We start from the raw sequence: 25,837 nt of genomic DNA, 5'->3' as shown, positions 1-25,837 counted from the left end.
TGCCCGCCGACGCCCTGCGTACCGCCGGCACCGGCACCCGGCCCGCCGACGCCCTGTCCTACGCCGCCCTGGCCGCCCGGCTGCGCGGGCGCGGGCACCGTGCCCGCCGCGCCGGTTGGCCGGCGCACGGCCCGCCGGTGCTCGCCCGGCTCCCCGGCCGCGCCGCCGTCACCGCCGGCGCCACCGCCCGCGGCCTCGCCACCGCCCTCCGCGTACTCCGCACCGCCCGCGCCCTCGGCGCCCTCGGCACCGTCCGCGTCGACGGTGCCGTTGACCGCCCTGGCGGTCTCCGGTCGGGGCGCCTCGGCGGCCGAACGCGACGCGAGGGACGGCGACAGCGCCATCCCGCCCGTGGTCCGGAACAGCTCGTCGGCACCCGGGAGACTCACTCGGCGGGGCGGCACCGGTCGAGCACCTCCCTGGCGAGCTGGCGGTAGGCGGCGGCACCGACCGAGTTGGTCGCGTACGTCGTGATCGGCTCGCCGGCGACGGTGGTCTCCGGAAAACGGACGGTCCGCCCGATGACGGTGTGGAAGACGTGCTCGCCGAACGCCTCGACGACGCGCGCCAGCACCTCACGGCTGTGCACGGTGCGCGAGTCGTACATGGTGGCGAGGATGCCGTCCAGGCGGAGCTCGGGGTTGAGCCGCTCGCAGACCTTCTCGATGGTCTCGGTGAGCAGCGCGACGCCGCGCAGCGCGAAGAACTCGCACTCCAGCGGGACGATCACGCTGTGAGCGGCCGTCAGCGCATTGACCGTCAGCAGACCCAGCGAGGGCTGGCAGTCGATGATGACGAAGTCGTAGTCGGGCAGCAGCGGCTTCAGGGCGCGCGCCAGCGCGGACTCCCGGGCCACCTCGCTGACCAGCTGCACCTCGGCGGCGGAGAGGTCGATGTTCGACGGCAGCAGGTCCATGCCGGGCACCGCGGTCTTCAGCAGCACGTCATCGGCCGTCAGGCCCCGCTCCATGAGCAGGTTGTAGACGGTGACGTCGAGCTCCATCGGGTTGACACCGAGGCCGACCGAGAGGGCGCCCTGCGGGTCGAAGTCGACGAGCAGCACACGGCGGCCGTACTCGGCGAGCGCCGCGCCCAGGTTGATGGTCGACGTGGTCTTGCCGACGCCGCCCTTCTGGTTGCACATCGCGATGATCTGCGCGGGACCGTGCTCGGCCACCGGCGCGGGGATCGGGAAGTACGGCAGCGGGCGCCCGGTCGGGCCGACCCGCTCACGGCGCTGACGCGCGGCGTCGGGGGCGAGCGTGGCGGCGTACTCCGGGTCCGGTTCGTACTCGGCGTCGGGGTCGTCGTAGGCGCCGTAGGCGAACTCTCCGTAGGCCAGGCCGTGGGCCGGCAGGTCGACGTCGTAGTCGGTCACCGTGGTCACCTGTGCTGTGTTCTGGCGTGCTTCGAAGGTACGGAGTGCGACCGAGCCGACCTCGGCCGAGCCCACGGTGGCCTGCCGGGCCCCGGACTCCTCACGCGGCTGGCCGGCGATGTGCTCCGCCAGTCCTGGCTGACCACCCCCGGGAGCAAATGTCGACTCATTCACAAGTCGTCTTACCTCCTTGGGTATCCAGGACTCTATGTCGATTCGTCAGCGTGGCAGCATGCCGACGGTTTGCGACTCTAGGCCGTTCAAGGCGTTCGCAGCAACACAATCCACGGTAGTGGGCAGGATGTGTCGACTATCAGGCGACCCTCTGTCAAGGGATGTGCGAGCCCTTGACCCTAACGTTTCTGCGGTCGGGTGACGCGACCGACGGAAATTGACGACAGAGCGACCCGCCCGCGCCGCGCCCGCCGTCACCACCGGGTTCACCCCTCGTTCACGGGCCTGCCGGGGCCCCGTCGGCACGCCTGTTCGCAGGCATGGCGAAGCCCCCGGCCCGAGGGGAGCGGGTCGGGGGCCGACGGGCCGCCGTGCGGGCGGCTGCCCGTTCAGAGAGGCCGGATGTTCAGCCTCAGGCGAGCACGCTCTCCAGGGAGACGGACTCCAGGCCGAAGGCCTCGGCGACGGCGCCGAAGGTGATCTGGCCCTCGTGCACGTTCAGGCCCTTGGCCAGCGCGGCGTCGCGGCGCAGCGCGTCCTTCCAGCCACGGTTGGCCAGCTCGACGACGTACGGCAGCGTCGCGTTGGTCAGCGCGTAGGTGGAGGTGTTCGGGACGGCGCCCGGCATGTTGGCCACGCAGTAGAAGACCGAGTTGTGGACCGGGAAGGTCGGCTCGGCGTGGGTGGTCGCGTGCGAGTCCTCGAAGCAGCCGCCCTGGTCGATGGCGATGTCGACGAGCACGGAGCCCGGCTTCATGCGGGAGACCAGCTCGTTGGTGACGAGCTTCGGGGCCTTGGCGCCCGGGATCAGCACGGCGCCGATGACCAGGTCGGCGTCGAGCACCGCCTTCTCCAGCTCGAAGGAGTTGGACATGATGGCCTTGATCTTCGTGCCGAAGACCTTGTCCGCCTCGCGCAGCTTGTTGATGTCGCGGTCGAGCAGGGTCACGTCGTAGCCCATGCCGATGGCGATGGTGGCCGCGTGCCAGCCGGAGACGCCACCGCCGATGACGACGGCCTTGGCCGGGTGGGTGCCGGGCACGCCGCCGGGGAGGGTGCCACGGCCGCCGGCCGGGCGCATCAGGTGGTACGAACCGACCTGCGGGGCCAGACGACCCGCGACCTCGGACATCGGGGCGAGCAGCGGGAGGGCGCCGTTGGCGAGCTGCACGGTCTCGTACGCGATGGCGGTGGTGCCGGAGGCGATCAGCGCGTCGGTACCGGCGCGGTCGGCAGCCAGGTGGAGGTACGTGAAGACCGTCTGGCCCTTGCGCAGGCGGTGGTACTCCTGCGCGATGGGCTCCTTGACCTTCAGCAGCAGGTCGGCGGTGGCCCACACCTCGTCGGCGGTGGGGAGGATGGTGGCGCCGGCGGCCACGTACTCCTCGTTCGGGATCGAGGAGCCGAGACCGGCGTTGTCCTCGATGTAGACCTCGTGTCCGTTGCGGACCAGCTCATGCACGCCGGCGGGCGTGATGGCCACGCGGTACTCGTGGTTCTTGACCTCGCGGGGGATGCCGACCTTCACGGCTAAACACGTCCTCTTGCCCTGGGGGTCCCTACCGGAGAAGACCGGCGGGCGACGCGCACGTGGGGAAGCCTCCGGAAGACACCGGGGCACAGCTGTCTGCGCGACTAGGTCCGAGTGTAATGAAGCCCAGGCGACGTGTCAGCCTTCCAAAGTGAATAAATTTGCCGGACACATTGGCAGGTTCGTAGGCTTCCATGACGATCTTCCTGCCGAAGCAACGCCAACCGGGCATGTTCGACAATACTCCGAAAGCGCCCATCACCACCCGGCGACGAGTCGTTCCCGCAGCTCCGCGAGGGCGGCTCCGACGGCCTCGCGACCCTGCTCGTCGCCCAGCCTCCGCAGCACCGAGAGCGACGCCCGGTACTCCCGCTCGGCCTCCTCGAAACGGCGCTGGGCGGTGTGCGCCTCGGCCACCCGGGCGAGCAACCGGGCCTCGGCGGCCTGATCGCCCATGGACTGCCGGACGCCCAGCGCCCGGCCGTACCAGTCGGCGGCGCGCACCGCGTCCCCGAGCGCCCGGTGGCAACCGGCCGCGCCCTCCAGGGCCCTGGCACAGAGCGCCTCGTCGTCGGCGGCTCGGGCGTGCTCCAGAGCGGCCCGGTAGTGCCCGGCGGCCTGCTCCCAGCCACCGGCGGCGGCCTGCAGGTCGCCCAGGTTGAGCAGCGCGGCGGAGGCCCGGCGGGGCCGGCCGTGCCGCTCGGCCACGGTCAGGACCAGCTCGTGCAGCTGGTGGAGATCGGCGGGCGCGGCCGCGCCGGTCAGCGGGAGCGCCCGCAACAGGGCGGTGACCAGCCGACCGGCCGAGCCGTCCAGGTCGCCCTGGCCGATCGCGTCGGCGACGGCGCCGAGCAGCAGGTCCCGCTCGCCGAGCAGCCACTGCCGGGCGTGGGCGGCGGACGTCAGCCGCAGCGGACCGGGCAGCGGGTCGGGTCCGCTGCCGCCGGCCGGGTCGAGGAGCGCCCGGGCCGACTCGGTGAGGCGGACCAGCCGCTCCAGCAGCCGGGCACGGGCCAGCTCGGTCTCGGCCGGGCGGTCCTCCTGCTCCCGCAGCCGGACCAGCCGCGGGTAGAGCCGGCCGGGCACCCGGTAGCGGGCGGTGCCGTCGGCGGCCGGGGGCTCCTCGGTCAGCAGCTCCCGTTCGGCGAGCGCGGCCAGCGTCACGGCGGCCTCCGGCGCCGGGCAGCCGACCAGGGCGGAGGCCGTACGCGGGTCCGCGCACTGGGCGGGCGCCAGGGTGAGCGCGCGCAGCATCCGGGCCTGGGCGGCGGGCAGGGTGGCGTAGGTCAGGGTGAACGCGCCGATCAGCGGGTCGTTGTCCGGGACCGGGACGGGTTCGGCGGGCTCGGGACCGGGCTTCACCCAGGCCGCCGGATCACGCGCCGGATCCGCCGGGGCCGCAGGTCCGGCGACCGGCCCCGAGGCAGCGGGCCCGGCTGCAGGCCCGGCAGTGGGCCCTGCGGCAGGGCCGGACCGGCCCTCACCGCGCTTCCGTTCGGCCCGGCGCCCCCGGTCCGCACCCTCCGCCTCTCCGGGCCCTCCCGCCCCGCCCGCCCCGCCCGCTCTCCCCTGCCTCTCCACCCCGTCCGACCGCGGCTGCGCCGCCTGCGACGACTGCGCCGCCTGCCCTGGCTGTCCCGGCTTCGCGCCCTTCGGCTGCTTCTGCGGCTTCGCCCCGCCGCCCTTCTCCGGCCCGCCCGCCACGCCCGCCGTCCCGGCCGCCCCGGGGCTCCCCCGCTGCCCGTCGCCCCCGCCCGGACCCGCGTTCGTCCCCGCCGGCGCCCCGCCCCGCACGTCCCCGCGCGCCCCGCCCCGCGCCGTCTCCCGGGCCGTCTCCCGCGCGTCCGCCTCCGCGACCGCCCGCACCAGCTCCTGCGCCGCGTCCGTCACGGCCAGCTCGGGGCTGCCGCGCAGCCATCCCGCCATCAGCCGCAGCGCCGCCGGCCGGGAGGCGCAGGCCTCCGCCAGATCGGCCCCGCCGACCGGGTCGCAGCCGATCCTGGTCCCGCCCACCAGGTCACCCAGCAGCTCGCCCGCCGCCGACCGGTCGAGCCCGCCGAGAATGACCGGGTCGATGTCCTCGATCCCGGTGAGCGGCCCGGCGGTGGTGGCCAGGACGAGGCAGCCGGGCTCGTCGGCGAGCAGCGGCCAGAGCTGCCCGGCGTCCCGGACGTCGTCGAGCAGCAGCAGGACGCGCCGACCGGCCAGCGCCTCGCGCAGCGCGACGCAGGCGGGCTCGTCGCGGCCGTCCTCGACGGCACCGGGCAGCGGGACGCCGGCGGTGTCCGCGCCGAGCTGCTCCAGCAGCCGGCGTGCGGCACGGGCGGGCGGCACCCGGCCGCCGTCGGGTGCGGAGAGGCGGGCGAACAGCACCCCGTCGGGGTATCCGGGGGCGACGGTGACGGCGAACCGGACGGCCAGCGCCGTCCGCCCGGAGCCGGGGCGGCCGGCCACGACCAGGACGGGGCTGCGGCCCTCGGCCGGTCGGCCGGCGGCGGCCCGGAGCGCGGCCAGCTCGGCGCGCCGGCCGACGAACAGGGCGGGGCCGGCGGGCAGCCGGTCCAGCCCGGGAACGCGTTCGGCGGGCGCGCCGGGCCCGGCCTCCATCGTCGCCGTCTTCCTCGCCACCCGTGCCACTCCCGACGTCACCCAGCGCTCAGCGGAGGCGGCCCGGGACGGGCGCCCTGTCTGCGAAGCGTAGTTCGACCGCCCGGCCCGACCGGGGTGACATCCGGTCGTACGAACCGGTAAATCACCCCTGCGGATCAACCCGCGGTGCCGGGCCGGCCCCGGAGCACCCGCCGGTCCGGGAAAAGGGCGCTCCCCGGTCCGGGGAAAGGACACCCGTACCGGGGAGCCGGCCACTCCGGGACCGGCCCCGGAACGGCGCCGGTCCCGGAGTGGCGTCACGCCTTCCCGGGGTTCAGTCCCGGAACGGCCTGGCCGGCCAGGGCGAGTCGGCCGGGCGCAGCGCGTCCAGGCCGCCCGGGGCGTGCAGCGCCGCGGACAGCGCCAGGGTGCCGGTGATCAGGGTGGGGTTGTGCAGTTCGCCCGCGTGGATCAGCCGGACCAGTTCGGCGACCGGCACCCGGGCGGACTCCAGCTCCAGTTCCTCCCCGTGCGCCTGGTAGCGCTCGCCGTCGGCCTCGGAGAGGTCCGTGGCGAGGAAGAGGCGCAGTGCCTCGTCCGTTCCGCCGGGCGAGGTGTAGAAGTCGACCAGCACCCGCCAGGTGTCGGCCTTGCAGTGCGCCTCCTCGTAGAGTTCGCGCTGGGCGGCGTGCAGCGGGTTCTCGCCGGGGACGTCCAGCAGGCCGGCCGGGAGCTCCCAGAGCCGCTGGCGGACGGGGTGGCGGTACTGGCGCAGGACGAGGACCCGCTGCCGGTCGTCCAGGGCGAGGACGGAGACCGAGCCGGGGTGGGTCTGGTAGTCACGGCGGGCCCAGCTGCCGTCGGGCATCCGGACCTCCTCGGTGCGCACGCCGGTGACCCGGCCCTGGAACGGGGTGGTGCTCCCCCGGACCTCCCACTCCTCGGCCACGTCGGCGATGCTGCGGTCGTCCATCACGGTCTCCCCTTTTCGTCAGTACGACACAATCTAACGCCGGACGGCGGCCCCGCGGGAATGCGGGGCCGCCGTCCGGTGAACAGCCGAATGCCGGGCTGGCGCGTGCCTGCCGTCCGAGTGGCTACTCGGCGGCGGGGGCCGTCTTGATCTCGATCGCGGCCTTCACCAGACCCGCGAAGAGCGGGTGCGGGCGGGTCGGGCGGGACTTGAGCTCCGGGTGGGCCTGGGTGGCCACCAGGTAGGGGTGCACCTCGCGCGGGTACTCGACGTACTCGACCAGGTCGCCCTTCGGGGAGAGGCCGGAGAACTGCAGGCCGGTCTTCTCCAGGTCCGCCCGGTAGGCGTTGTTGACCTCGTAGCGGTGGCGGTGGCGCTCCTCGACGTACTGCTCGCCGCCGTAGACCTCACGGACGATGGAGCCCTCGGCGAGCTTGGCCGGGTAGAGGCCCAGGCGCATGGTGCCGCCCAGGTCGCCCTTGCCGTCGACGATGGCCAGCTGCTCGGCCATGGTGGAGACGACCGGGTACTTGGCGGCGGAGTCGAACTCGGTGGAGTTGGCGTCGGGCAGGCCGGCCAGGTTGCGGGCGGCCTCGATGACCACGCACTGCAGGCCCAGGCAGAGGCCGAGCAGCGGGATCCGGTTCTCGCGGGCGTAGGTGATCGCGGCGACCTTGCCGTCCACCCCGCGGTCGCCGAAGCCACCGGGGATGCAGATCGCGTCCACGTCGCCGAGCTGCTCCTGGGCGCCCTCCGGCGTGGTGCAGTCGTCGGAGGTGACCCACTTGATCTCGACGCGGGCGTTGTTGGCGAAGCCGCCGGCGCGCAGCGCCTCGGTCACCGACAGGTAGGCGTCCGGCAGGTCGATGTACTTGCCGACCAGGGCGACCCTGACGATGTGCTGCGGCTCGTGGACGCGGCGCAGCAGGTCGTCCCAGGTGGTCCAGTCCACGTCGCGGAACGCCAGGTCGAGGCGGCGCACCACGTACGCGTCCAGGCCCTCGCCGTGCAGGACCTTGGGGATGTCGTAGATCGACTTGGCGTCGATCGCGGCGACCACGGCCTCCTCGTCGACGTCGCACATCAGCGAGATCTTGCGCTTGATCGCCTGCGGGACCTCGCGGTCGGCCCGGAGCACGATGGCGTCCGGCTGGATGCCGATGTTGCGCAGGGCCGCGACCGAGTGCTGGGTCGGCTTGGTCTTCAGCTCGCCCGAGGGGCCGATGTAGGGGAGCAGGGAGACGTGGACGAAGAAGACGTTGTCCCGGCCGACCTCGTGGCGGACCTGGCGGACGGCCTCCAGGAACGGCAGCGACTCGATGTCGCCGACGGTGCCGCCGACCTCGGTGATCACCACGTCGACGTCCTCGGTCGCCATGCGGCGGATCCGGGACTTGATCTCGTTGGTGATGTGCGGGATCACCTGGACGGTGTCGCCCAGGTACTCGCCGCGGCGCTCCTTGGCGATGACCGTGGAGTAGACCTGGCCGGTGGTGACGTTGGCCGAGCCGTGCAGGTTCGTGTCGAGGAACCGCTCGTAGTGGCCGATGTCGAGGTCGGTCTCGGCGCCGTCGTCGGTGACGAAGACCTCACCGTGCTGGAACGGGTTCATGGTGCCCGGGTCCACGTTGAGGTACGGGTCGAGCTTCTGCATCGTGACACGCAGGCCACGGGCCTTGAGCAGGGCACCGAGGCTGGAGGCGGTGAGGCCCTTGCCGAGTGACGAGGCGACACCCCCGGTGACGAAGAGGTGCTTGGTCGTCACGGCGCGGCTGTTCGATGCCTTGCCGGAATGGGGCTGTGCCAAGAGGGGGCTCCCGTGGGTCGCGAGTCGGACGTGACGTGGTGGGAGGCTCGCGGGTCGCCTGGCGACGACGAGGGCGGTGCGGTGCACGGCGCCCGGGGGGTCGTCGGTTCGGCTGGTCCGGGGCGTTTGATCCCACCGGTCCACGGGATACCAGGGTAACAGTGACCCGGGCCGAGTGCTTTCCGGCCCGCCGGAGACGCCCCCACGGCGCTCCGGGGGCGCACGCCTGGCGCACCACCGGCGCACCACCCGGCGCAGCCGTCACACCTGTCGCACCACCGGCCCGGGCGGGTCACTCGGGACCGCTCGGCCAGGCCATCGGCGGCCCCCCTGTTCGAACCATCCGGAGCTGATCCTTCCGGGCCATCCTGGCGGGCGCACCCACGATGCGCGGTATTTCCGCCGAATTGCGGCGCCACACCGGGCGGCGCCCGCGTGCTTCGCCCCTTTCGTCCGTCGTAAGCTGCTCGGACGCATCGCCGACAACACGAGCACGCGGAGGGCGTGGGAGGGTCAGGACGCCTCTCGGTCCCCGATGCGCGACCGGACCTCCCCGTATTCTGCTCCCACCCACCCACCCAGAGGCTCGACCGAGCCTTCGCGGACACTCCAGCAAGGCCCCCCACCACCCCACGGAGGGCCGGACGTCCCGGGGTGGCCTCCGGCCCCGCAGAACCGCTGGCTCCCCCTCGGATCGCCGATGCGTCGTGACCACATTGCGAACTGGAGATCCACGTGGCCGGCCGTATCGAGGACTACGCACTCATCGGGGACATGCAGACCGCCGCCCTGGTCAGCAGGGACGGAGCGGTGGACTGGCTCTGCCTCCCCCGGTTCGACTCGCCGGCGGTCTTCGCCGGCCTGCTCGGCACCGACGAACACGGCTTCTGGCGAATCGGCCCCGCGGAGGCGGTGGCCACCGGGCTGCCCTCCCCGGCCGCCGATCCGGCCCCGGCCGCCGCCGCACGACTCAAGCTCACCGACACCAGTGACCTGCGCGTGCCGCCGCCGACCGCCGCCGCCCCGGCGGTGCCCGCCGACCGCCGCCGCTACCGGGGCGACTCGCTGATCCTGGAACAGGAGTGGGACTCCCAGGGCGGCACCGTCCGGGTGATCGACTTCATGCCCCCGCGCCCGCTGGCCGGCAAGGACGCCGTCCCCCAGGTGATCCGGATCGTCGAGGGCGTGACCGGCACCGTCCGGATGCGCTCGGCGGTCCGGATGCGGTTCAGCTACGGCCGGGTCGTCCCCTGGGTGCACCGGGTCGAGCAGCCCGACGGCAACCACCGCACGGTCGCCGTGGCCGGCCCCGACTCGGTCTGGCTGGACGGCGAGGCCGACACCTACGGCCGCAACCTCACCACCTACGCCGACTTCACCGTCTCGGCCGGCGAGCGGATCGCCTTCGCCCTCACCTGGCAGGCCTCCCACCTGGAGCCCCCGACCGCGCCCGCCGCCGAGGAGCTGCTCGACGCGACCGCCGACTTCTGGCACGACTGGGCCGGCCAGTGCACCTACCAGGGCCCCTACCGGGAGGCCGTGGTCCGCTCGCTGATCACCCTCAAGGGCCTCACCTACGCCCCGACCGGCGGCATCGTCGCGGCCCCCACCACCTCACTGCCCGAGGACATCGGCGGCGAGCGGAACTGGGACTACCGCTACACCTGGCTGCGGGACGCCGCGATCACCCTCTCCTCCCTGCTGCGCACCGGCTACCGGGACGAGGCGAAGGCCTGGCGCGAGTGGCTGCTGCGCGCGGTCGCCGGGGACCCGGAGAACCTGCAGATCATGTACGGCATCGCCGGCGAGCGCGAGCTCACCGAGTCCTCCCTCGACTGGCTGCCCGGCTACGAGGGGTCCCAGCCGGTCCGGGTCGGCAACGGCGCGGCCGGTCAGCTCCAGCTGGACGTCTACGGCGAGGTCGTCGAGGCGCTGCACCTGGCCCACATGACCGGACTGGTCCGCAACGACCACGCCCACCACCTCCAGCTGCGCCTGATCGAGTATCTGGAGGACCACTGGACCGAGCCCGACGAGGGCATCTGGGAGGTCCGCGGCCCGCGCCGGCACTTCGTCCACTCCAAGGTGATGGCCTGGGTGGCGGTGGACCGCACCATCAAGCTGCTGGAGCAGAACCCCGAGGACGCGCCCGCCGACGGCCACCTGGAGCGCTGGCGGGAGCTGCGCGACACCATCCACCGGGACGTCTGCGACAAGGGCTACGACCCGGGCCGCAACACCTTCACCCAGTACTACGGCGGCAAGGAGCTGGACGCCTCGCTGCTGCTGATCCCGCAGGTCGGGTTCCTGCCGCCGGACGACAAGCGGGTGATCGGGACGATCGAGGCGATCCAGCGCGAACTGTCCACCGAGGACGGCTTCGTCCTGCGCTACCCGACCCACGACGAGAGCGGCAACAACGTCGACGGCCTCTCCGGGCACGAGGGCGCCTTCCTGGCCTGCTCGTTCTGGCTGGCCGACGACCTGGCGATGATCGGCCGGGTGCAGGAGGCCCGCGAGCTGTTCGACAAGCTGCTCTCGCTGCGCAACGACCTCGGGCTGCTCGCCGAGGAGTGGGACCCGCGGCTCAAGCGCCAGGTCGGCAACTTCCCGCAGGCGTTCAGCCACGTCCCGCTGATCGACACCGCACTACGGCTGACCGCCTGCGGCGGCGCCTACCTCTCCGCCCAGCCGGACGGCTCCGCCGCCGACCGGGCGGCCGAGCAGGCCACCGTCTGAGCCGGCGTGCCCGGGGGCCGCGGGCCCGTCCCCCGGGCGGGCGGCACCGGTGCGCGGTGGCGCCCGGTGCCCGGCAGCCCGGTGGTGCCCGGCAGGGCTCAGTGGTGGCCCTGGACCAGTTCGTCGTAGGTGCTGAGGACCTGCGCCACGGTGGCGGCCTCGTCCGGCCAGGTCTCCGCCTGCTGCCGGCCGGCCGCCGCCAGCCGCGCGCGGCGCGCCGGGTCGGCCAGTAGCTCGCGCACGGCCCGGCCGAGCGCGACCGGATCGCCGGGCGGGACCAGCACCGCGGCGTCGCCGACCAGCTCGGGGATGCCGCCGACGGCGGTGGCGACCACCGGCACACCGGCCCGCATCGCCTCCTGCACCACCAGCGAGCGGGCCTCCCAGCGGCTGGAGACCACCAGCGCGTCGGCGGCGGCCAACAGGTCGGGGACGTCGGTGCGGTGTCCGAGCAGGCGGACCGGCAGCTTCTCGGCGGCCGTCCGCTCCCGCAGCCCGGCGGCCTCCGGGCCGTCACCGGCGAGCAGGACCAGCGGCTCGGGGTCCAGCGCGGCGAACTCGCGGGTGGCGTCCAGCAGCAGCCCGAAGGCCTTCTGCGGGGCGAGCCGGCCGACCGCGAGGACCAGCGGACGGTCCGGACCGCCGCCGAGCAGCTCCGTCCGGACGGCGGCCCTCTCCAGCCGGACGTCGGGGGCCGGCGGGGCGGCGACCGGGCCGAGCCGGGCGTCGGTGGCGCCCAGCTCGCGGGCCCGGGCCACCAGGTCGGAGGAGGCGCCGAGGACGAGGTCGGCGGCGCGCGCCACCCGGCGTTCCATCAGCCGCTGGAGCCGCCGCTCCATGCCGGTGGCCAGCAGCGCGTGGTGCGAGGTGACCACCAGCGGCGTCTCCGGGCGCAGGCCCGGGAAGCGGCCGGCGGTGCGCAGCGCGAGGTCGGAGAGGAGCGCGGCCCGCAGGCCGTGGGCGTGCACCACGTCGGCGCCGGTGAAGGCACGGCGCAGTTCGCCGATCGCGTTGGCGTCACTGCGGGCGCCCGCGGTGGGGGTGATGTCGACCAGGTGGAACCTGGCGCCGGTTCGGGAGAAGCCGAACAGCGCGTCCGTGCCGGCGGGGGCGCACACCGTGACGGTCACTCCGTGCGCGACCAGGCCCTGTGCCAGGGAGCGCACGTGCGCACCGATGCCGCCGGTACTGGCGGCCAGGACGAGCACCACCTGCAGCTGCCCCCGTTCGGGGCTGGCCGCGGTGGCCCGGGCGGCGGAATGGTCCACGTCGTCTCGCATCCGACTACTCGATCAGGTACGGGCGCCTGCGGCGAGGGTTTCCCGCCTGCGGCGCTCGGGACTGGAAGGCCAGTGTCCAGCCGCCACCATGCCAGGTCGGCGGCCCTCTTGGACAGTCGGCGCCCCCGGTGGGGCGCGTCGTGGCGGGCCCGCGCGGGCCCGCCGTCGGACCGGCCCGTCCGGGGAGCCCCGCCGCCCCGCCGGACCGTCTCCCGGGGGTGGCGGGGCACGGGAACGGCGGGGCGGCGGGGGCCGTCCGGCGGGTCGGTCTAGCGGGGGCGGGGAGCCCGGGCGGCGGCCAGCAGTTCCTCGGCGTGCGCCCGGCCGAGCTCGGAGTCCTCCAGGCCGGCCAGCATCCGGGAGAGCTCGCGCACCCGTTCCTCGTCGCTCAGCACCTTGACGCCGCTGCGGGTCACCGTGCCGTCGTTGGTCTTCTCGACCACCAGGTGGCGATCGGCGAAGGCCGCCACCTGCGGCAGGTGGGTGACCACGACGACCTGCGCGCTCTCGGCCAGCTTGGCGAGCCGGCGGCCGATCTCGACCGCCGCCTTGCCGCCGACGCCCGCGTCCACCTCGTCGAAGAGGTAGGTGGGGACGGGGTCGGCCCCGGCGAAGACCACCTCGACGGCGAGCATCACCCGGGAGAGCTCACCGCCGGAGGCGCCCTTGGCGATCGGACGCGCCTGGGCGCCCGGGTGCGGGGCGAGCAGCACCTCGACCTCGTCCACGCCGTGCGGGCCGTAGGCGACCGTCCGGCCCTCGACCTCGATCCCGGACAGGTCGTCGACCTGGCTGATCGCGAAGGTCACCCGGGCGTGCGGCATGGCGAGTTCGGCGAGTTCCGCGGAGACGGCCCCGGCGAAGCGGCCGGCGGCGGCCTGGCGGGCGGCCGAGACCTCGGTCGCGAGGTCGGCGAGCTCGGCGCGCAGCGCGGTCTCCTGGGCGCCGAGCTCGTCGATGCGGTCGTCGTCGCCGTCGAGCTCGGCGAGCCGGCCGGCGCCGGCCTCGGCCCAGACGAGTACCTCGGCCAGGGAGTTCTCCGGGCCGCCGTACTTGCGCAGCAGCTGGGCCAGGACGGCCCGGCGGTCCTCGACACCCGCCAACCGGACGGGGTCGGCGTCCAGGTCGTCGGCGTAGCCGGCCAGGTCGCCGGCCACGTCGGCGAGCAGGTAGCCGACCTCGTCGAGCCGGTCGGCGAGGGCGGCGAGCCGCTCGTCGTGGTGGCGGACGGCGTCCAGGGCGCGGCGGGCCTGGGCGACCAGCGTGCCGGCGTCCAGCGCCTCCGGGTCGGCCGGGTCGCCGGCCAGCGAGGCGTGCGCGAGGGTGGCGGCGGAGGAGAGCGCATCGGCGTGGCCGAGCCGCTCGGCCTCGGCGGACAGCTCCGCGTCCTCCCCGGCGACCGGTTCGGCGGCAGCGACCTCGTCCAGCCCGAAGCGGAGCAGATCGGCCTCCTGGGCGCGCTCGCGGGCCCGGGTGGTCAGCTCCTCCAGGGTCGCGGAGACCTCGCGCAGCCGCCGGTAGACCTCGCGGTAGCGGGCCAGCGGCTCGGCGACGGTCCCGCCGGCGTACCGGTCCAGGGCGCCGCGCTGGCGGGCCGGGCGGAGCAGCCGCTGCTGGTCGGTCTGGCCGTGCACCGCGATCAGGTCCTCGCCGATCTCGGCGAGCAGGCCGACCGGGACGGCCCGGCCCCCGACGAAGGCGCGGGAGCGGCCCTCCGCGGAGACGGTCCGGCTGATCAGCAGCGCGCCGTCGTCGAGTTCCGCGCCGGCCTCCAGGGCCCGGGCCGCCGCCGGGGAGCCCTCGGGCAGTTCGAGGCGGCCCTCGACGACCGCGCGCCCGGCGCCGTTGCGCACCAGGCCCGGGTCGGCGCGACCGCCGAGCAGCAGGCCGAGGCTGGTCACCACCATGGTCTTTCCGGCGCCGGTCTCGCCGGTCACGGCGGTGAAGCCGGGGGCGAGTTCGACCACCGCGTCGTCGATGACCCCAAGATCCCGTATCCGCATCTCGTCCAACACGGAGACGACCTTACGAGGTTCCGCACCCGGTGCGCGACGAGCGACAACGACGCGCGGCAACTCGATGCCCGGAAGTTCATCCGTTCCAGGGCGTTTACGTGGGGGTTTGGGTGGCGTTTCCCGGCGCGACACGCGCGGCGGACCCGGCGGCGGTCGGCACGGTGCACCAGGGCAGGAAGAACTGCGCGAGTGGGCCGATGGCCAGCGCGTACGCGACGGTGCCGACGCCGGCGGTGCCGCCCAGCAGGAGTCCTGCGGCCAGCACGGTCAGTTCGATCCCGGTGCGAAGCAGCCGCAGCGAGCGGCCGGTACGCCGGTGCAGGCCGGTCATCAGACCGTCGCGCGGGCCCGGGCCGAGCCGGGCACCGATGTAGAGGCCGGTGGCGAGGCCGTTGAGGACGATCGCGCCGACCATCAGTGCGATCCGGGCCGCGAGCGGGCCGGGGCTGCCGGCGACGCGCAGGGTGAGGTCCATGGCGGCACCGATGACCAGCACGTTGGCGACCGTGCCGACGCCGGGGAGCTGGCGCATCGGGATCCAGAGCAGCAGCACCAGCGCGCCGCAGATGGTGACCCAGGCGCCGACGGAGAGGCCGACGGTGCGTTGCAGGCCCTGGTGGAAGACGTCCCAGGGGTCGAGGCCGAGCCCGGAGCGGAGCATCAGGCCCATGCTGGCGCCGTAGAGCACCAGGCCGACAAGGAGCTGTGGGAGGCGCCGGCCGAGCGCGTGGGTGTCGCCGAGCACCCGGACGGCGAGCCCGGGTCGTTCCGGGGCGGCCGTCGCGGTCGGGGGCGTCGCGGTCGGGGGCGTGGTGGTCGGGGGCGTGGTGGTCGGGGGCGTGGTCGTGGTGGCCATGGAATCTCCGGCGGGTGGTGCTGCACGTCCGGGGGTGCCGCCCCGGCGGTGGCGGACTCGATGGCCGCCCTGTCATGATGGCCAGGCCAATAGCGCCCGCTCCAGGGCCAATCACGAGCAAGTGGACTGATGAGCCATGGCCGACTGGCAGACCACCGTCACTCCCCCGGCACTCGCCCGGCTGCTGGCCACCGCCCGGCTGCCCGAACCGGCCGCCGCCCGCCGGCCCGCGTACCGGACGCTCGCCGGCCAGGTCCGGCTCCTGGTCTCCGAGGGCCGCCTCCCGGTCGGCGCCCGGCTGCCGGCCGAACGCGAGCTGGCCCTCGCCCTGCAGCTCAGCCGCACCACCGTCGCCACCGCGTACGAGGCCCTGCGGTCCGAGGGCTACCTGCACAGCCGGCGCGGCTCCGGCAGCTGGACCGCCCTGCCCGAAGGCGCGGCACCGCCCAGCGACGCCCTGCACCCGGTGCCGCCGGACGAGCAGGGCCGCACCCTGGACCTCGGGGTGGCCGCCCTGCCCGCCCCGCAGCCCTTCCTCTCCGAGGCCGCCGCGCGGGCCGTCGAGCAGCTGCCCGCGTACGCCGCCGGGCACGGCCACTACCCCACCGGCGTCCCGGTCCTGCGCGAGGCGGTGGCCCGCCGCTACACCGAGCGCGGACTGCCGACCACCCCCGACCAGATCCTGATCACCATCGGCGCGATGGGCGCCCTGCACCTGGTGCAGCGGGTGCTGATCGGCCGCGGCGACCGGGTCGCCGTGGAGGCGCCCAGCTACGCGCACACCCTCCAGGCGCTGCGGATCAACGAGGCCCGCCTGGTCCCCGTGCCCTACGCCTGGTCGGGCGCACCCCGCCGCGGAGCCGCGCGGACACCGGACCGGGCCGCGCCGGGCGGGATCCTCCGGGGCCGACCGGGCGGGTCACCGCGGCCGGAGTGGGACCTCGCCGAGTGGCGCCGGGTGCTGAGCGGCGCCGCGCCCCGGGTCGCGTACGTGATCCCGGACTTCCACAACCCGACCGGCGCCCTGGTCGGCGAGGAGCAGCGGCGCGCACTGCTGGCCGCCGCCAGGACCGCCGGCACGGTGGTCCTGGTCGACGAGACCACCGCCGAACTCGGCTGGGGCGTCCCCGAGGGAACCGGCGTGCCCCGCCCGACCGCCGCACTGGACCGCTCCGCCCAGGTGGTCACGGTCGGCTCGGCCGGCAAGCTGCTCTGGGGCGGCCTGCGGATCGGCTGGGTGCGGGCCGCGCCCGCGATGATCCGCCGGCTGGCCACCGAGCGCGTCTACAGCGACGTCGGCGCCCCCGTGCTGGAGCAGCTGATCGCCGCCGAGCTGCTCGGCGAGCAGCAGCTGCCGGCCGTCCGCGCCCACCAGCTGACCCGGCTGCGGGACACCGCCGAGGCACTCACCACCGCGCTGGGCGAGCACCTGCCGCAGTGGCGGTTCGCCGTCCCGCCCGGCGGCCTGGCGTTCTGGGTCTCCACCGGCACGCTCTCCGGCGCGGCCCTGGCCCGGGCCGGCGAGCACGGCGGCGTCCGGATCGCGGCCGGCAACCGGTTCGGCTCCGACGGGGCCTTCGAGCACCACATCCGGATCCCGCTCACCGTGCCGGCCGCCGCCGTGCCCGACGCCGTACGACGGCTCGCCGCCGTCGCCGCCCGGGCCGCCGACGGCGGTCGCTGGCACGGCGCCGACGAGAGCCACCCCCTGGCGGTCTGACGCCCCCTCGGACCAGCCGGACCGTCAGCCGGTGTCGGCCCGGCCGCGCCAACCCGTCACCGGGAGGGCGAACTTGGCCACCAGTCGATCGGTGAACGGCGCCCGGTGCAGCCTGGCCAGCCGCACCGGCGTCTGCCCGCGACGGACCTCCACCCGGGCGCCGGCCGGCAGTTCCACGGAACGCCGGCCGTCGCACCAGAGCACCCCGTGCGGCGTCTTGGGCTGCACCTCCACCGCCAGCACCGAGTCCGGCGAGGTCACCAGCGGACGGGCGAACAGCGCGTGCGCACTGATCGGCACCATCAGCAGCGCCTCCACCTCCGGCCAGACCACCGGCCCGCCACCGGAGAACGCGTACGCGGTCGAACCGGTCGGGGTCGCACAGACCACCCCGTCGCAACCGAAGTTGGAGACCGGGCGGCCGTCCACCTCGGTCACCACCTCCAGCATCCGCTCCCGGGCCGCCTTCTCGATCGACGCCTCGTTCAACGCCCAGTCGTGGTGCACCACATCGCCGTTGGTCCGGACGATCACGTCGAGCGTCATCCGCTCCTCGACCTCGTAGTCGGCGTCCACCACCCGCTCGACCACCACCGCCAGGTCGTCCCGCTCCGCCTCCGCGAGGAAGCCCACCCGGCCCAGGTTGATGCCGAGCATCGGCAACCCGTGCTCGCGCGCCAGCTCCGCGCCGCGCAGCAGCGTACCGTCCCCGCCCGCGACCAGGATCAGCTCGCAGCCGTCCGCCGCGCCGGGCCCCCCGGCCACCCGCTCCACGCCGTCCGGAAGGTCCAGGTCGACCGCCTCGGCGGCCAGCAGCCTGATCCGGATCCCCGCCTTCAGCAGGCCGTGCACCAGGCCCTCGACACTGCGCAACGCCGTCTCGCGGCCGGTGTGCGCGATCAAGAACACCGTACGTTCGTCACTCATGCCCGCTGCCCTCTCCCTACGCCGCCGGGCCGCCCTCGGCCCGGTACGGCCGCGCCACCCAGCATGACGGACCGGACGTCCGCAGAGCAGCCTATCGGGGGCCTTCGGCGACGGCCCGGTCCGCCTCCGCCGGGTCCAGCTGCGGCGCGTCCCGGCGCAGCCAGAGGAAGTACTCGACATTTCCGGACGGGCCGGGCAGCGGACTCGCGGTGACCGCCCGCACGCCCAGCCCCTGGGCCCACGCCTGCCCGGCGACCTGGCGCACCATCTCGGCGCGCAGCTGCGGGCTGCGCACCACCCCGCCGCTGCCGAGGCGCTCCTTGCCGATCTCGAACTGCGGCTTGACCATCAGCACCAGGTCCGCGTCCGCGGCGGCGCAGCCCGCCAGGGCCGGCAGCACCAGGCCCAGCGAGATGAAGGAGAGGTCGCCGACCACCAGGTCGACCGGGGTGCCGCCGATCAGCTCCGGGGTCAGCTCGCGCACGTTGGTGCGGTCCATCACGGTGACCCGCTCGTCGCTCTGCAGCGACCAGGCCAGCTGTCCGTAGCCGACGTCCACCGCCAGCACGTGGGCGGCACCGGCCCGCAGCAGCACGTCGGTGAAGCCGCCGGTGGACGCGCCCGCGTCCAGCGCACGCCGGCCCTCGACGACCAGGCCCTGCGGCACGAACGCCGCGAACGCCCCGGCGAGCTTGTGGCCGCCGCGCGAGACGTAGTCGGGATCGTTCTCGTCCTCGGCCACCACGACCGCCGCCGAGGTCTCCACCTGCGTGGCCGGCTTGGTCGCGGTGCTGCCGCCGATGGTCACCCGGCCGGCCGCGATCAGCTCGGAGGCGTGCTCCCGCGACCGGGCCAGCTTGCGGCGGACCAGCTCCGCGTCGAGTCGGCGTCGTGCCACTGCCACTGGTGTTTCAGCTCCTACAGGTGGTTCGTTGCCCGGTCAGTCCCGGTCGAGGGCGGCCAGCGTGTCGGCGAGCCGCTGGTGAACATCTTCGTACACCGGGACGTGCGCGTCGGTCGGCACCCCGTCCAACGCCTCCAGCCGGGCCGTGCCGGCGTCCACCGCCGGATGGCCGGTGGGGGTCAGCTCGACGCCGAGCGGCAGCGGCTCCTCGGCGAGCAGCGCAGGCGAGGGCCCGGACGCGGGCACCGAGCCGTGGACGGGGTCGGGGCCGGGCTCAGGCATCGGGCTTCTTCGTGGTGGTGGTCCGGCGGACGGTGGTCTTCCTCGTCGCGGTCCGCTTGACGGGCGGCTCCTGCCCGGTGGGCTGCTTCGCCTCCCGCGGCGGCGCCTTCCTCGCGGTCGCGGTCTTCTTGACCGCCGTCTTCTTCACCGGGGTCTTCTTGGCGGCGGCCTTCTTCGCAGCGGGCTTCCCGTCCGCGTCCCCGGTACCGGCACCGGCCGCCGTGACCGGCCCGGCCGCCGTCTTCTTCGCCGCCGCCTTCTTGGCGGCGGCCTTCTTCGCGGTCGCCCTCGTCACGGCGGGCTTCTCCACCGTGCTCCGGTCGGCCGCGGACGCTCCGGCCGCGGTCTTCCCCGCCGCACCCTGAGCCGGCTTCTCCGCCGCGCCCCCGGCCGACGGCCCCGCAACCGCCGTCCCGTTCGGCGGCACCGGCGGGTCGACCTCCACCGGCTCGTCGACCTCTATCCGCTCGGACGTCGCCGACCCGTCCGCCGCAGCCGCGACACCCGCGCCCGGAGGCTCCTCCTCCCAACCGTTCTCGAACAGCCCGCCGGCCCGGGGCGCTGGCGCCGGTCCGGGCTCGGCCGGCCGGGGCCCGCCGTCCTCCTCGACCTCGCGCAGCTTGCTCTCCAGGTAGGCCAGCACGACACCGACCTTGGTCACCTGGTCGCCGACCCTCTCGAAGACCTTCTCCACCTCGCCGCGCGCCACGCCGACCGCCAGGTCCACCCCGGCCCGCCCGGCGGTCACCGCCTCGCCCGCCAGCGTCTGCAGGGACCGCGCCGACGGCGGGAACTGCTCGTTCAGCCGGCGCTCCACGTCGGTGACGTCGATCCCGCCCTTCTCCAGCAGACCGGCCGCCGTCCCGAGGACCCGCTTGCCGACCTCCTCCACCAGTACGGCGGCGGCCTCCACCGCTTCTCGCACCGTCTTCGGCAGCATCCGGGTGCCTCCCATTCGCCTGCACGCATCGCGTCGACGCCGTCGGTGCCCGGGCGAATCCGGGCATCCCACCCACGACGCTACCGCCAAAACCCTCCTGCGGTACCGTGGCCGCCAGTCACCCGCCGCCGAGCACGGCCCGTACAGGGGAGTGGACCCGCCGCCATGGCCAACGCCGAGGAGTGCCGCGAGGCGCTCGAACAGCTCAGCCGGAACATCGCCAAGTCCAACGGCGACGTCCGCAAGGCCGCCGAACTGGACCGCTCGCTGAGCTGCCGGATCACCGACCTCGACCTGACCTTCACCGGCCGGCTGCGCGACGGCAGCATCCAGGACCTCGGGCACGCGCCCGGAGCCCCCACCGAAAGAGCCGACATACGACTCACCATGTCGAGCGACGACCTGGTCGCGGTGGTCGGCGGACGCCTCGGTTTCGCCTCCGCCTGGGCGGGCGGCCGGATCAAGCTGGAGGCCGGCTTCCGCGACCTCCTGCGGCTGCGCACCCTGCTCTGACCCCGGCCGGACCGGGTCCGACCGGGTCCGGACCGACGCTGCGGTCCGGACCCGGCGGGCACCGGCTCAGAACCCCAGCTCGGCCAGCGCCTTCCGCCCGTCCACCGGCTCGCCGGCCGCGTCCAGCGCCGTCCACGCCGCCGCGCAGAGCGCCCGCAGCCCGTCCCAGCGGTCCGCCCCGTCGCCTTCCAGACGCAGCACGCCGTCCTCGGCCACCGCGACCCAGCCGCCGCAGCCGAAACCGCCGCCGGCCACCGCGTCCACCGGCGCATGCGCGGTCAGCAGCCCGCGCAGGTCCTCCGCCAGGTAGGTCGGCCGGTGCTCGACCGGCGCCGCCAGCAGCTGCCCGGCCGTGGTCACCCCCGTGAACACCAGCAGGCTGTCCACCCCGCCGTTGAAGGCGCCCTCGATGTCGGTGTCCAGCCGGTCCCCGACCACCAACGGCCGCTTCGCGCCCGTCCGCAGCACCGTCTCCCGGTGCATCGGCGGCAGCGGCTTGCCCGCCACCTCCGGCTCCACACCGGTCGCCGCACGCACCGCCGCGACCAGCATCCCGTTGCCCGGCGCGATCCCGCGCGCGGTCGGCACCGTGACGTCCGTGTTGGACGCCACCCACGGCAGCCCGGACTGCACCGCGTACGAGGCCTCCGCCAGGTGCGTCCAGCCCACCGAGGCGTCGAAGCCCTGGACGACCGCCTGCGGCTCCTCCGCCAGCGTCCGGACGGCCAGCAGGCCACGCTCGGCCAACGCCTCCTCCAGCCCCAGACCGCCCACCAGCAGGACCTTCGCCCCGGCCGGCAGCTTCTCCGCGAGCACCCGGGCCGCCGCCTGGGCGGAGTTGATCACGTCCTCCGGTTCGGCCGGCACCCCCAGCTCGGTCAGGTGCGCCGCCACCACCCGGGGCGGACGGGACGCGTTGTTGGTCACGTACGCCAACCGCATCCCCGTCTCCCGGGCGACCGCCAGCGAGTCCACGGCGTGGTCGATCGCGTTCGGTCCGGCGTACACCACACCGTCGAGGTCCAGCAGTGCCGTGTCGTACGCCTCGGTCAAGGGCAGCTCGCTGCCGCCCGGGGCGCTCCGTCGTACGGTGGTGGCCGTCTCGGTCATGCCTGCTCTACCTCACTCATCGCGTCGGTCGTACTCGTCGGTCGGGCGCGTCACACCGGACTCACTCGGCACGCCGGTCCCGCTCATCGGTCGGTTCCCGGCTCTCCCTGGTTCCCGGCTCCTGCGCGGAGGCCCGGTTACCGGCCGCCTCCGCGGGCTCCGACGGGCCGTCGGAGCCGCGCGGCGGCTCCAGATAGCCCGGCGCCCCCGGCACCAGCGGGCCGAACGCCCCGGCCCGGGCGGCCAGGGTCGCCCGGGTCTGCCGCAGTGCGGCCCGGTAGTGGTCGGTGTCCGGCCGCATCGCCACGGCCAGCGAGAGGTGCTCGGCGGAGGTCTCGAAGTCCCCGAGCCTCGCCGCCGCCACCCCCCAGCCGAACTGAGCGTAGTCGTCCGAGGGATCGGCCAGGGCCACGGCCCGGAAGTTCTCCAGCGCCGCCGCGTACGACCCGGCGTCGAACTGCGCCCGGGCCAGCATCTCCCGGATGCTGCGCGAGCCCGGCTCCGCGGCGGCCGCCCGGGTCAGCAACTGCTCGGCCGCCGCCGGGTTGCCCTGTGCGAGGAGCTTCCCGCCCCGGCGGAACCACTCGTAGACGTCCCCGGCCGGCTCCCCCGGCCGCCCCTGCTGCTCCGGCAGGCCCCCGCCTCCGGCGGCCCCGTCGATCCGCTCGTTGCGATCGTTCACACCGAACCTCGCCCTCGGTCACGACACCCGCCCACCGGACCGGCACGGGTGTTCCGATCTCTGAACAACGCGTACCCGATTACGATGCCCAGAATGAGCTCACCCAGTGCAGAAAGCGGAGCGGAGTCTCCGCAGGGCGGCCCCGGCAATCCCGGACACGTCGCCACCGCCGGTCTGTCCCTGTCCCCCTTCCGCGGCCTGAGGTACGACCCCGACCGGGTCGGCGCACTGGCCGCCGTGACCTCACCGCCGTACGACGTCGTCGACCCCGGCCGCCGGCTCGACCTGGAGACCGCCGACCCGCACAACGTGGTCCGGCTGATCCTGCCGAGACCCGAGCCCGACGACACCGGGGACCGCCCCGACCGCGACACCCGCTACCGGCACGCCGCCCGGCTGCTGCGCGAGTGGCAACGCGAGGGCGTCCTGGCCGCCGACCCCGAGCCGGCGCTCTACGTCTACGAGCAGCGGGTACCCGCCGGCGACGACACCCCCGAGCTGCTGCAGCGCGGCCTGATCGGCGCCCTCGCGGTGAGCGGCAGCGAGGCCGGCGTGGTCCTCCCGCACGAGGACGTGATGCCCCGCCCGGTCGCCGACCGCGTCGGGCTGATGCGCACCACCCGGGCCAACCTCGAACCGCTGCTGCTCACCTACCGCGGCGACGGCCGGGCGGCAGGCGTGGTCGAACGGGCCGTCCTGGGCGGCCCCGTGCTCACCACGACCACCTCCGACGGCACCCACCACCGGCTCTGGGCCGTCACCGACCCCGCCGAGATCGCCGAGATCACCCGCGACCTGGCCACCTGCCGGGCGCTGATCGCCGACGGCCACCACCGCTGGGAGATGTACCTGCGGCTCCAGCGCGAGCACCGCCACCTCCCGCGCAGCCCCTGGGACCGCGGCCTGGTCCTGCTGGTCGACACCGCCCGCTACCCCCTGCGGGTCCGGGCGATCCACCGGGTGCTGTACCGCCTTCCGGTGACCGAGGCCCTGGAGAAGCTCGGCGACCAGTGGCAGGTCAAGGAGATCCCCGGCCCGCTCGACACCGCGCTGCAGGCCCTGGCCGAGCAGAAGCAACACGGCGGCAGCGGCTTCGTGCTCACCGGCGGGGACGGCGTCTACTGGCTGGTCGGCGAGCCCGACGAGGCCCTGCTCGACGCCACCGTGCCGCAGGACAAGCCCGAGGAGTGGCGCCACCTGGACGCGACCGTCCTGCACGCCACCCTGCTCGACCACACCTGGCGGGTCCCCGACGGGCCGGACGACATCGGCTACCTGCACACCGCCACTGCCGCCGAACGCGAGGCCGCCCGCAGCGGCGGTACCGCCGTGCTGCTGCACCCGGTGCGCGAGAGCGTGGTCCGCCGGCTCGCCGAGCAGGGCGTCACCATGCCCCGCAAGTCCACGTCCTTCGGCCCGAAACCGGCCACCGGGCTGGTCCTGCGCAACCTCGAACTGGGCTGAGCCCCGGGAGCGGAAGTCACCGGAAAGCAGTGAGGCCCTGCCGCACTCCGGGAAATCCCGGGGTGCGGCAGGGCCTCACTCGGTCCTACGGCATCCGCTGCCGACTACTTGGCGTCCTCGGCCCGCTCCGGCACGACGCCGTCGAAGTCCTCGTCGATCTCGAGGTCGTCGTCGTCGTAGAACTCCTCGACGTCCTCCTCGTCCTCGAAGATCTCGCGCTCGTCCGTCGAACCGCCGCTGCTCTTGGCCTTCGCCACGGGCTTGTCGGCCGGCTCGTCGTCGTCCGCCAGCTCCGGGTCGAGCGCGTCCACGAACTCCAGGCCGTCGATCTCGGCCAGACGCTCGGCGGCGTTGGTCGAACCCTCGGTGTCGGCCTCGGTCGCCTTGACGAACCAGTCGCGGGCCTCGTCGGCACGGTCGGCCGCGATCAGCGCCTCGGCGTACGCGTACCGCAGTCGCGCGGTCCACGGGTGCACGGCGCTGGAGGCCAGCTCCGGGCTCTGCAGGGTGACGACGGCGGCGTCGAACTGCCCCATGTCACTGCGCGCACCGGCCGAGACCAGACGCATCTCGACCTGGCCGGCCTTGTCCAGCTGCTTGACCTCGGGCTCGCCGGCCATCGCCAGCGCCCGCTCCGGGCGGCCCAGACCGCGCTCGCAGTCCGCCATCACCGGCCACAGGTCGGCACGGCCGGTCATCCGGCGGGCGGCGCGGAACTCGGTCAGCGCCTCCGAGTAACGCTGGGTCATGTACGAGGCGAAACCGGCGGCCTCACGGACGGCGGGGACGCGGGAGGCGAGCCGCAGCGCGACGCGCGAGTACTGGTAGGCCTCCTCCGGCTCGCTGTCGAGCAGGCGGGCGACCATCACCAGGTTGCGGGCGACATCGTCGGCGAGCGTCTTGGGCAGGCTCTTGAGCTCCTGGCGGACGTCCCCGTCCAGCTCGAAGCCGGTGACGTCCTCCGGGATCGGCAGGCGCTTGACGGGCTCGTAGTTGCCGCGGCGGTCGTCCTGGTCACGGCCGTAGCCGCCGCCGGACGGGCGGTCGTCGCGGCCACGGTAGCCACCCCGGTCGCCACCGCGGTCGTCGCGGCCACGGAAGCCGCCGCCGCTACCACCCGAGGGGCGGTCGTCGCGGCCACGGTAACCGCCGCGGTCGCCACCACGGTCGTCCCGGCCGAACCCACCGGACGGGCGGTCGTCACGACGCGGACGGTCGTCACGGTCGTCACGACGGAAGCCCGAGGGGCGGTCGTCACGACGGAAGCCACCGCTGCTGCCGCCGGAGGGGCGGTCGTCACGACGGAAGCCACCGCGGTCGCCACCGGACGGGCGGTCGTCGCGGTCACGACCGAAACCACCGGACGGACGGTCGTCACGACGGAAGCCGCCGCCACTGCCACCCGACGGGCGGTCGTCGCGGTCACGACCGAAACCACCGGACGGACGGTCGTCACGACGGAACCCACCGCCACTGCCACCCGACGAGCGGTCGTCGCGGTCACGACCAAAGCCGCCGGAGGGGCGGTCGTCACGACGGAAGCCGCCACGGTCGTCGCGGTCACGGCCGAAGCCACCGGACGGGCGGTCGTCGCGGCCACGGTAGCCGCCGCCACTGCCACCACGGTCGTCACGGTCACGACCGAAACCACCCGAGGGGCGGTCGTCGCGGCCACGGTAACCGCCGCCACTGCCGCCGGACGGGCGGTCGTCACGGCCACGGAAGCCGCCACCGCTACCACCACGGTCGTCACGGTCACGACCGAAACCACCGGACGGACGGTCATCGCGACGGAACCCACCGCCGCTACCGCCGGACGGACGGTCGTCGCGGCCACGGTAACCGCCACTGCTACCACCGGACGGGCGGTCGTCACGGCCACGGAAGCCGCCACCGCTACCACCACGGTCGTCACGGTCACGACCGAAACCACCGGACGGACGGTCATCGCGA

21 protein-coding genes are annotated in these 25,837 nt (G+C 74.6%); 4 read left to right on the top strand and 17 right to left on the bottom strand.

Annotated elements, in window-relative coordinates; all coding sequences use genetic code 11:
- The 6 genes from ABZY91_RS33835 to ABZY91_RS33810 all read right to left on the bottom strand — a co-directional run.
- Window positions 1-344: hypothetical protein (locus ABZY91_RS33835; RefSeq protein WP_355407013.1), on the bottom strand; the 344-nt coding region annotated here is incomplete at its 3' end.
- 41 nt (window positions 345-385) lie between these two features.
- Window positions 386-1,453 (bottom strand): ParA family protein, encoded by a 1,068-nt coding sequence (locus ABZY91_RS33830; protein ID WP_329882832.1) that lies wholly within the window; start codon window positions 1,451-1,453, stop codon window positions 386-388.
- 511 nt (window positions 1,454-1,964) lie between these two features.
- Window positions 1,965-3,080: an alanine dehydrogenase gene (ald, locus tag ABZY91_RS33825; protein WP_329882799.1), complete on the bottom strand. Its 1,116-nt coding sequence runs from the start codon at window positions 3,078-3,080 to the stop codon at window positions 1,965-1,967.
- A 261-nt stretch (window positions 3,081-3,341) separates the two neighbouring features.
- A complete protein-coding gene (locus ABZY91_RS33820) occupies window positions 3,342-5,711 on the bottom strand; it encodes a tetratricopeptide repeat protein (RefSeq protein WP_355407007.1) in 2,370 nt (789 codons plus the stop codon).
- A 295-nt stretch (window positions 5,712-6,006) separates the two neighbouring features.
- Entirely contained in the window at window positions 6,007-6,645 is a 639-nt protein-coding gene (locus ABZY91_RS33815; protein WP_329882797.1) for an NUDIX hydrolase, read from the bottom strand.
- Between the two features lie 124 nt (window positions 6,646-6,769).
- Window positions 6,770-8,410, bottom strand: coding sequence for a CTP synthase (locus tag ABZY91_RS33810; protein WP_329882796.1), 1,641 nt, complete (start codon window positions 8,408-8,410; stop codon window positions 6,770-6,772).
- Between the two features lie 777 nt (window positions 8,411-9,187).
- Here ABZY91_RS33810 and ABZY91_RS33805 point away from each other — a divergent pair.
- On the top strand, window positions 9,188-11,191 hold the full coding sequence (locus tag ABZY91_RS33805) for a glycoside hydrolase family 15 protein (protein ID WP_355407005.1): 2,004 nt from the start codon (window positions 9,188-9,190) through the stop codon (window positions 11,189-11,191).
- A gap of 98 nt (window positions 11,192-11,289) precedes the next feature.
- Here the strand turns inward: ABZY91_RS33805 and ABZY91_RS33800 are convergent, their stop codons facing one another.
- From ABZY91_RS33800 to ABZY91_RS33790, 3 genes are all read right to left on the bottom strand, one after another.
- Window positions 11,290-12,471: a glycosyltransferase family 4 protein gene (locus ABZY91_RS33800; RefSeq protein WP_355407003.1), complete on the bottom strand. Its 1,182-nt coding sequence runs from the start codon at window positions 12,469-12,471 to the stop codon at window positions 11,290-11,292.
- A 269-nt stretch (window positions 12,472-12,740) separates the two neighbouring features.
- Entirely contained in the window at window positions 12,741-14,474 is a 1,734-nt protein-coding gene (recN, locus tag ABZY91_RS33795; protein ID WP_329874444.1) for a DNA repair protein RecN, read from the bottom strand.
- A 106-nt stretch (window positions 14,475-14,580) separates the two neighbouring features.
- A complete protein-coding gene (locus ABZY91_RS33790; protein WP_355407010.1) occupies window positions 14,581-15,156 on the bottom strand; it encodes a hypothetical protein in 576 nt (191 codons plus the stop codon).
- Between the two features lie 322 nt (window positions 15,157-15,478).
- Here ABZY91_RS33790 and ABZY91_RS33785 point away from each other — a divergent pair, with 322 nt between their 5' ends.
- Entirely contained in the window at window positions 15,479-17,062 is a 1,584-nt protein-coding gene (locus tag ABZY91_RS33785) for a PLP-dependent aminotransferase family protein (RefSeq protein WP_355407001.1), read from the top strand.
- A 24-nt stretch (window positions 17,063-17,086) separates the two neighbouring features.
- Here ABZY91_RS33785 and ABZY91_RS33780 read toward each other — a convergent pair whose 3' ends face one another.
- From ABZY91_RS33780 to ABZY91_RS33765, 4 genes are all read right to left on the bottom strand, one after another.
- On the bottom strand, window positions 17,087-17,989 hold the full coding sequence (locus ABZY91_RS33780; protein ID WP_329874428.1) for an NAD kinase: 903 nt from the start codon (window positions 17,987-17,989) through the stop codon (window positions 17,087-17,089).
- 91 nt (window positions 17,990-18,080) lie between these two features.
- Window positions 18,081-18,887: a TlyA family RNA methyltransferase gene (locus ABZY91_RS33775; RefSeq protein WP_329874448.1), complete on the bottom strand. Its 807-nt coding sequence runs from the start codon at window positions 18,885-18,887 to the stop codon at window positions 18,081-18,083.
- Between the two features lie 42 nt (window positions 18,888-18,929).
- Window positions 18,930-19,175: a hypothetical protein gene (locus ABZY91_RS33770; RefSeq protein ID WP_329874431.1), complete on the bottom strand. Its 246-nt coding sequence runs from the start codon at window positions 19,173-19,175 to the stop codon at window positions 18,930-18,932.
- Window positions 19,168-20,115 (bottom strand): hypothetical protein, encoded by a 948-nt coding sequence (locus ABZY91_RS33765; RefSeq protein ID WP_355406997.1) that lies wholly within the window; start codon window positions 20,113-20,115, stop codon window positions 19,168-19,170. The genes ABZY91_RS33770 and ABZY91_RS33765 overlap by 8 nt, the downstream gene beginning before the upstream one ends.
- 165 nt (window positions 20,116-20,280) lie before the next feature.
- On the opposite strand from ABZY91_RS33765, the gene ABZY91_RS33760 reads away from it, so the two are divergent.
- Window positions 20,281-20,628, top strand: a complete 348-nt coding sequence (locus ABZY91_RS33760; protein ID WP_355406995.1) for an SCP2 sterol-binding domain-containing protein — start codon at window positions 20,281-20,283, stop codon at window positions 20,626-20,628.
- A gap of 66 nt (window positions 20,629-20,694) precedes the next feature.
- On the opposite strand, the gene ABZY91_RS33755 is transcribed toward ABZY91_RS33760, so the two are convergent.
- Complete coding sequence (locus ABZY91_RS33755) at window positions 20,695-21,738, bottom strand: HAD-IIA family hydrolase (RefSeq protein WP_329948053.1); 1,044 nt, start codon at window positions 21,736-21,738, stop codon at window positions 20,695-20,697.
- Between the two features lie 61 nt (window positions 21,739-21,799).
- Window positions 21,800-22,420, bottom strand: a complete 621-nt coding sequence (locus ABZY91_RS33750) for a tetratricopeptide repeat protein (protein WP_329948054.1) — start codon at window positions 22,418-22,420, stop codon at window positions 21,800-21,802.
- Between the two features lie 93 nt (window positions 22,421-22,513).
- Here ABZY91_RS33750 and ABZY91_RS33745 point away from each other — a divergent pair, with 93 nt between their 5' ends.
- On the top strand, window positions 22,514-23,884 hold the full coding sequence (locus tag ABZY91_RS33745; protein ID WP_355406993.1) for a DUF1015 domain-containing protein: 1,371 nt from the start codon (window positions 22,514-22,516) through the stop codon (window positions 23,882-23,884).
- A 104-nt stretch (window positions 23,885-23,988) separates the two neighbouring features.
- Here the strand turns inward: ABZY91_RS33745 and ABZY91_RS33740 are convergent, their stop codons facing one another.
- The gene (locus tag ABZY91_RS33740; protein ID WP_329874450.1) at window positions 23,989-24,858 is read right to left on the bottom strand and encodes a hypothetical protein; all 870 of its coding nucleotides are present in this window, start codon (window positions 24,856-24,858) and stop codon (window positions 23,989-23,991) included.
- Window positions 24,750-25,837, bottom strand: a 1,088-nt coding sequence (locus ABZY91_RS33735; RefSeq protein WP_355407015.1) for a hypothetical protein, incomplete at its 5' end; no start/stop codon positions are given. The genes ABZY91_RS33740 and ABZY91_RS33735, both read right to left, overlap by 109 nt.

This window comes from Kitasatospora sp. NPDC002965, assembly GCF_040611255.1.
Classification (GTDB): domain Bacteria; phylum Actinomycetota; class Actinomycetes; order Streptomycetales; family Streptomycetaceae; genus Kitasatospora.
Note: the sequence above shows the minus strand (reverse complement) of the source record. Positions and strands in the feature narration are given on the sequence as shown.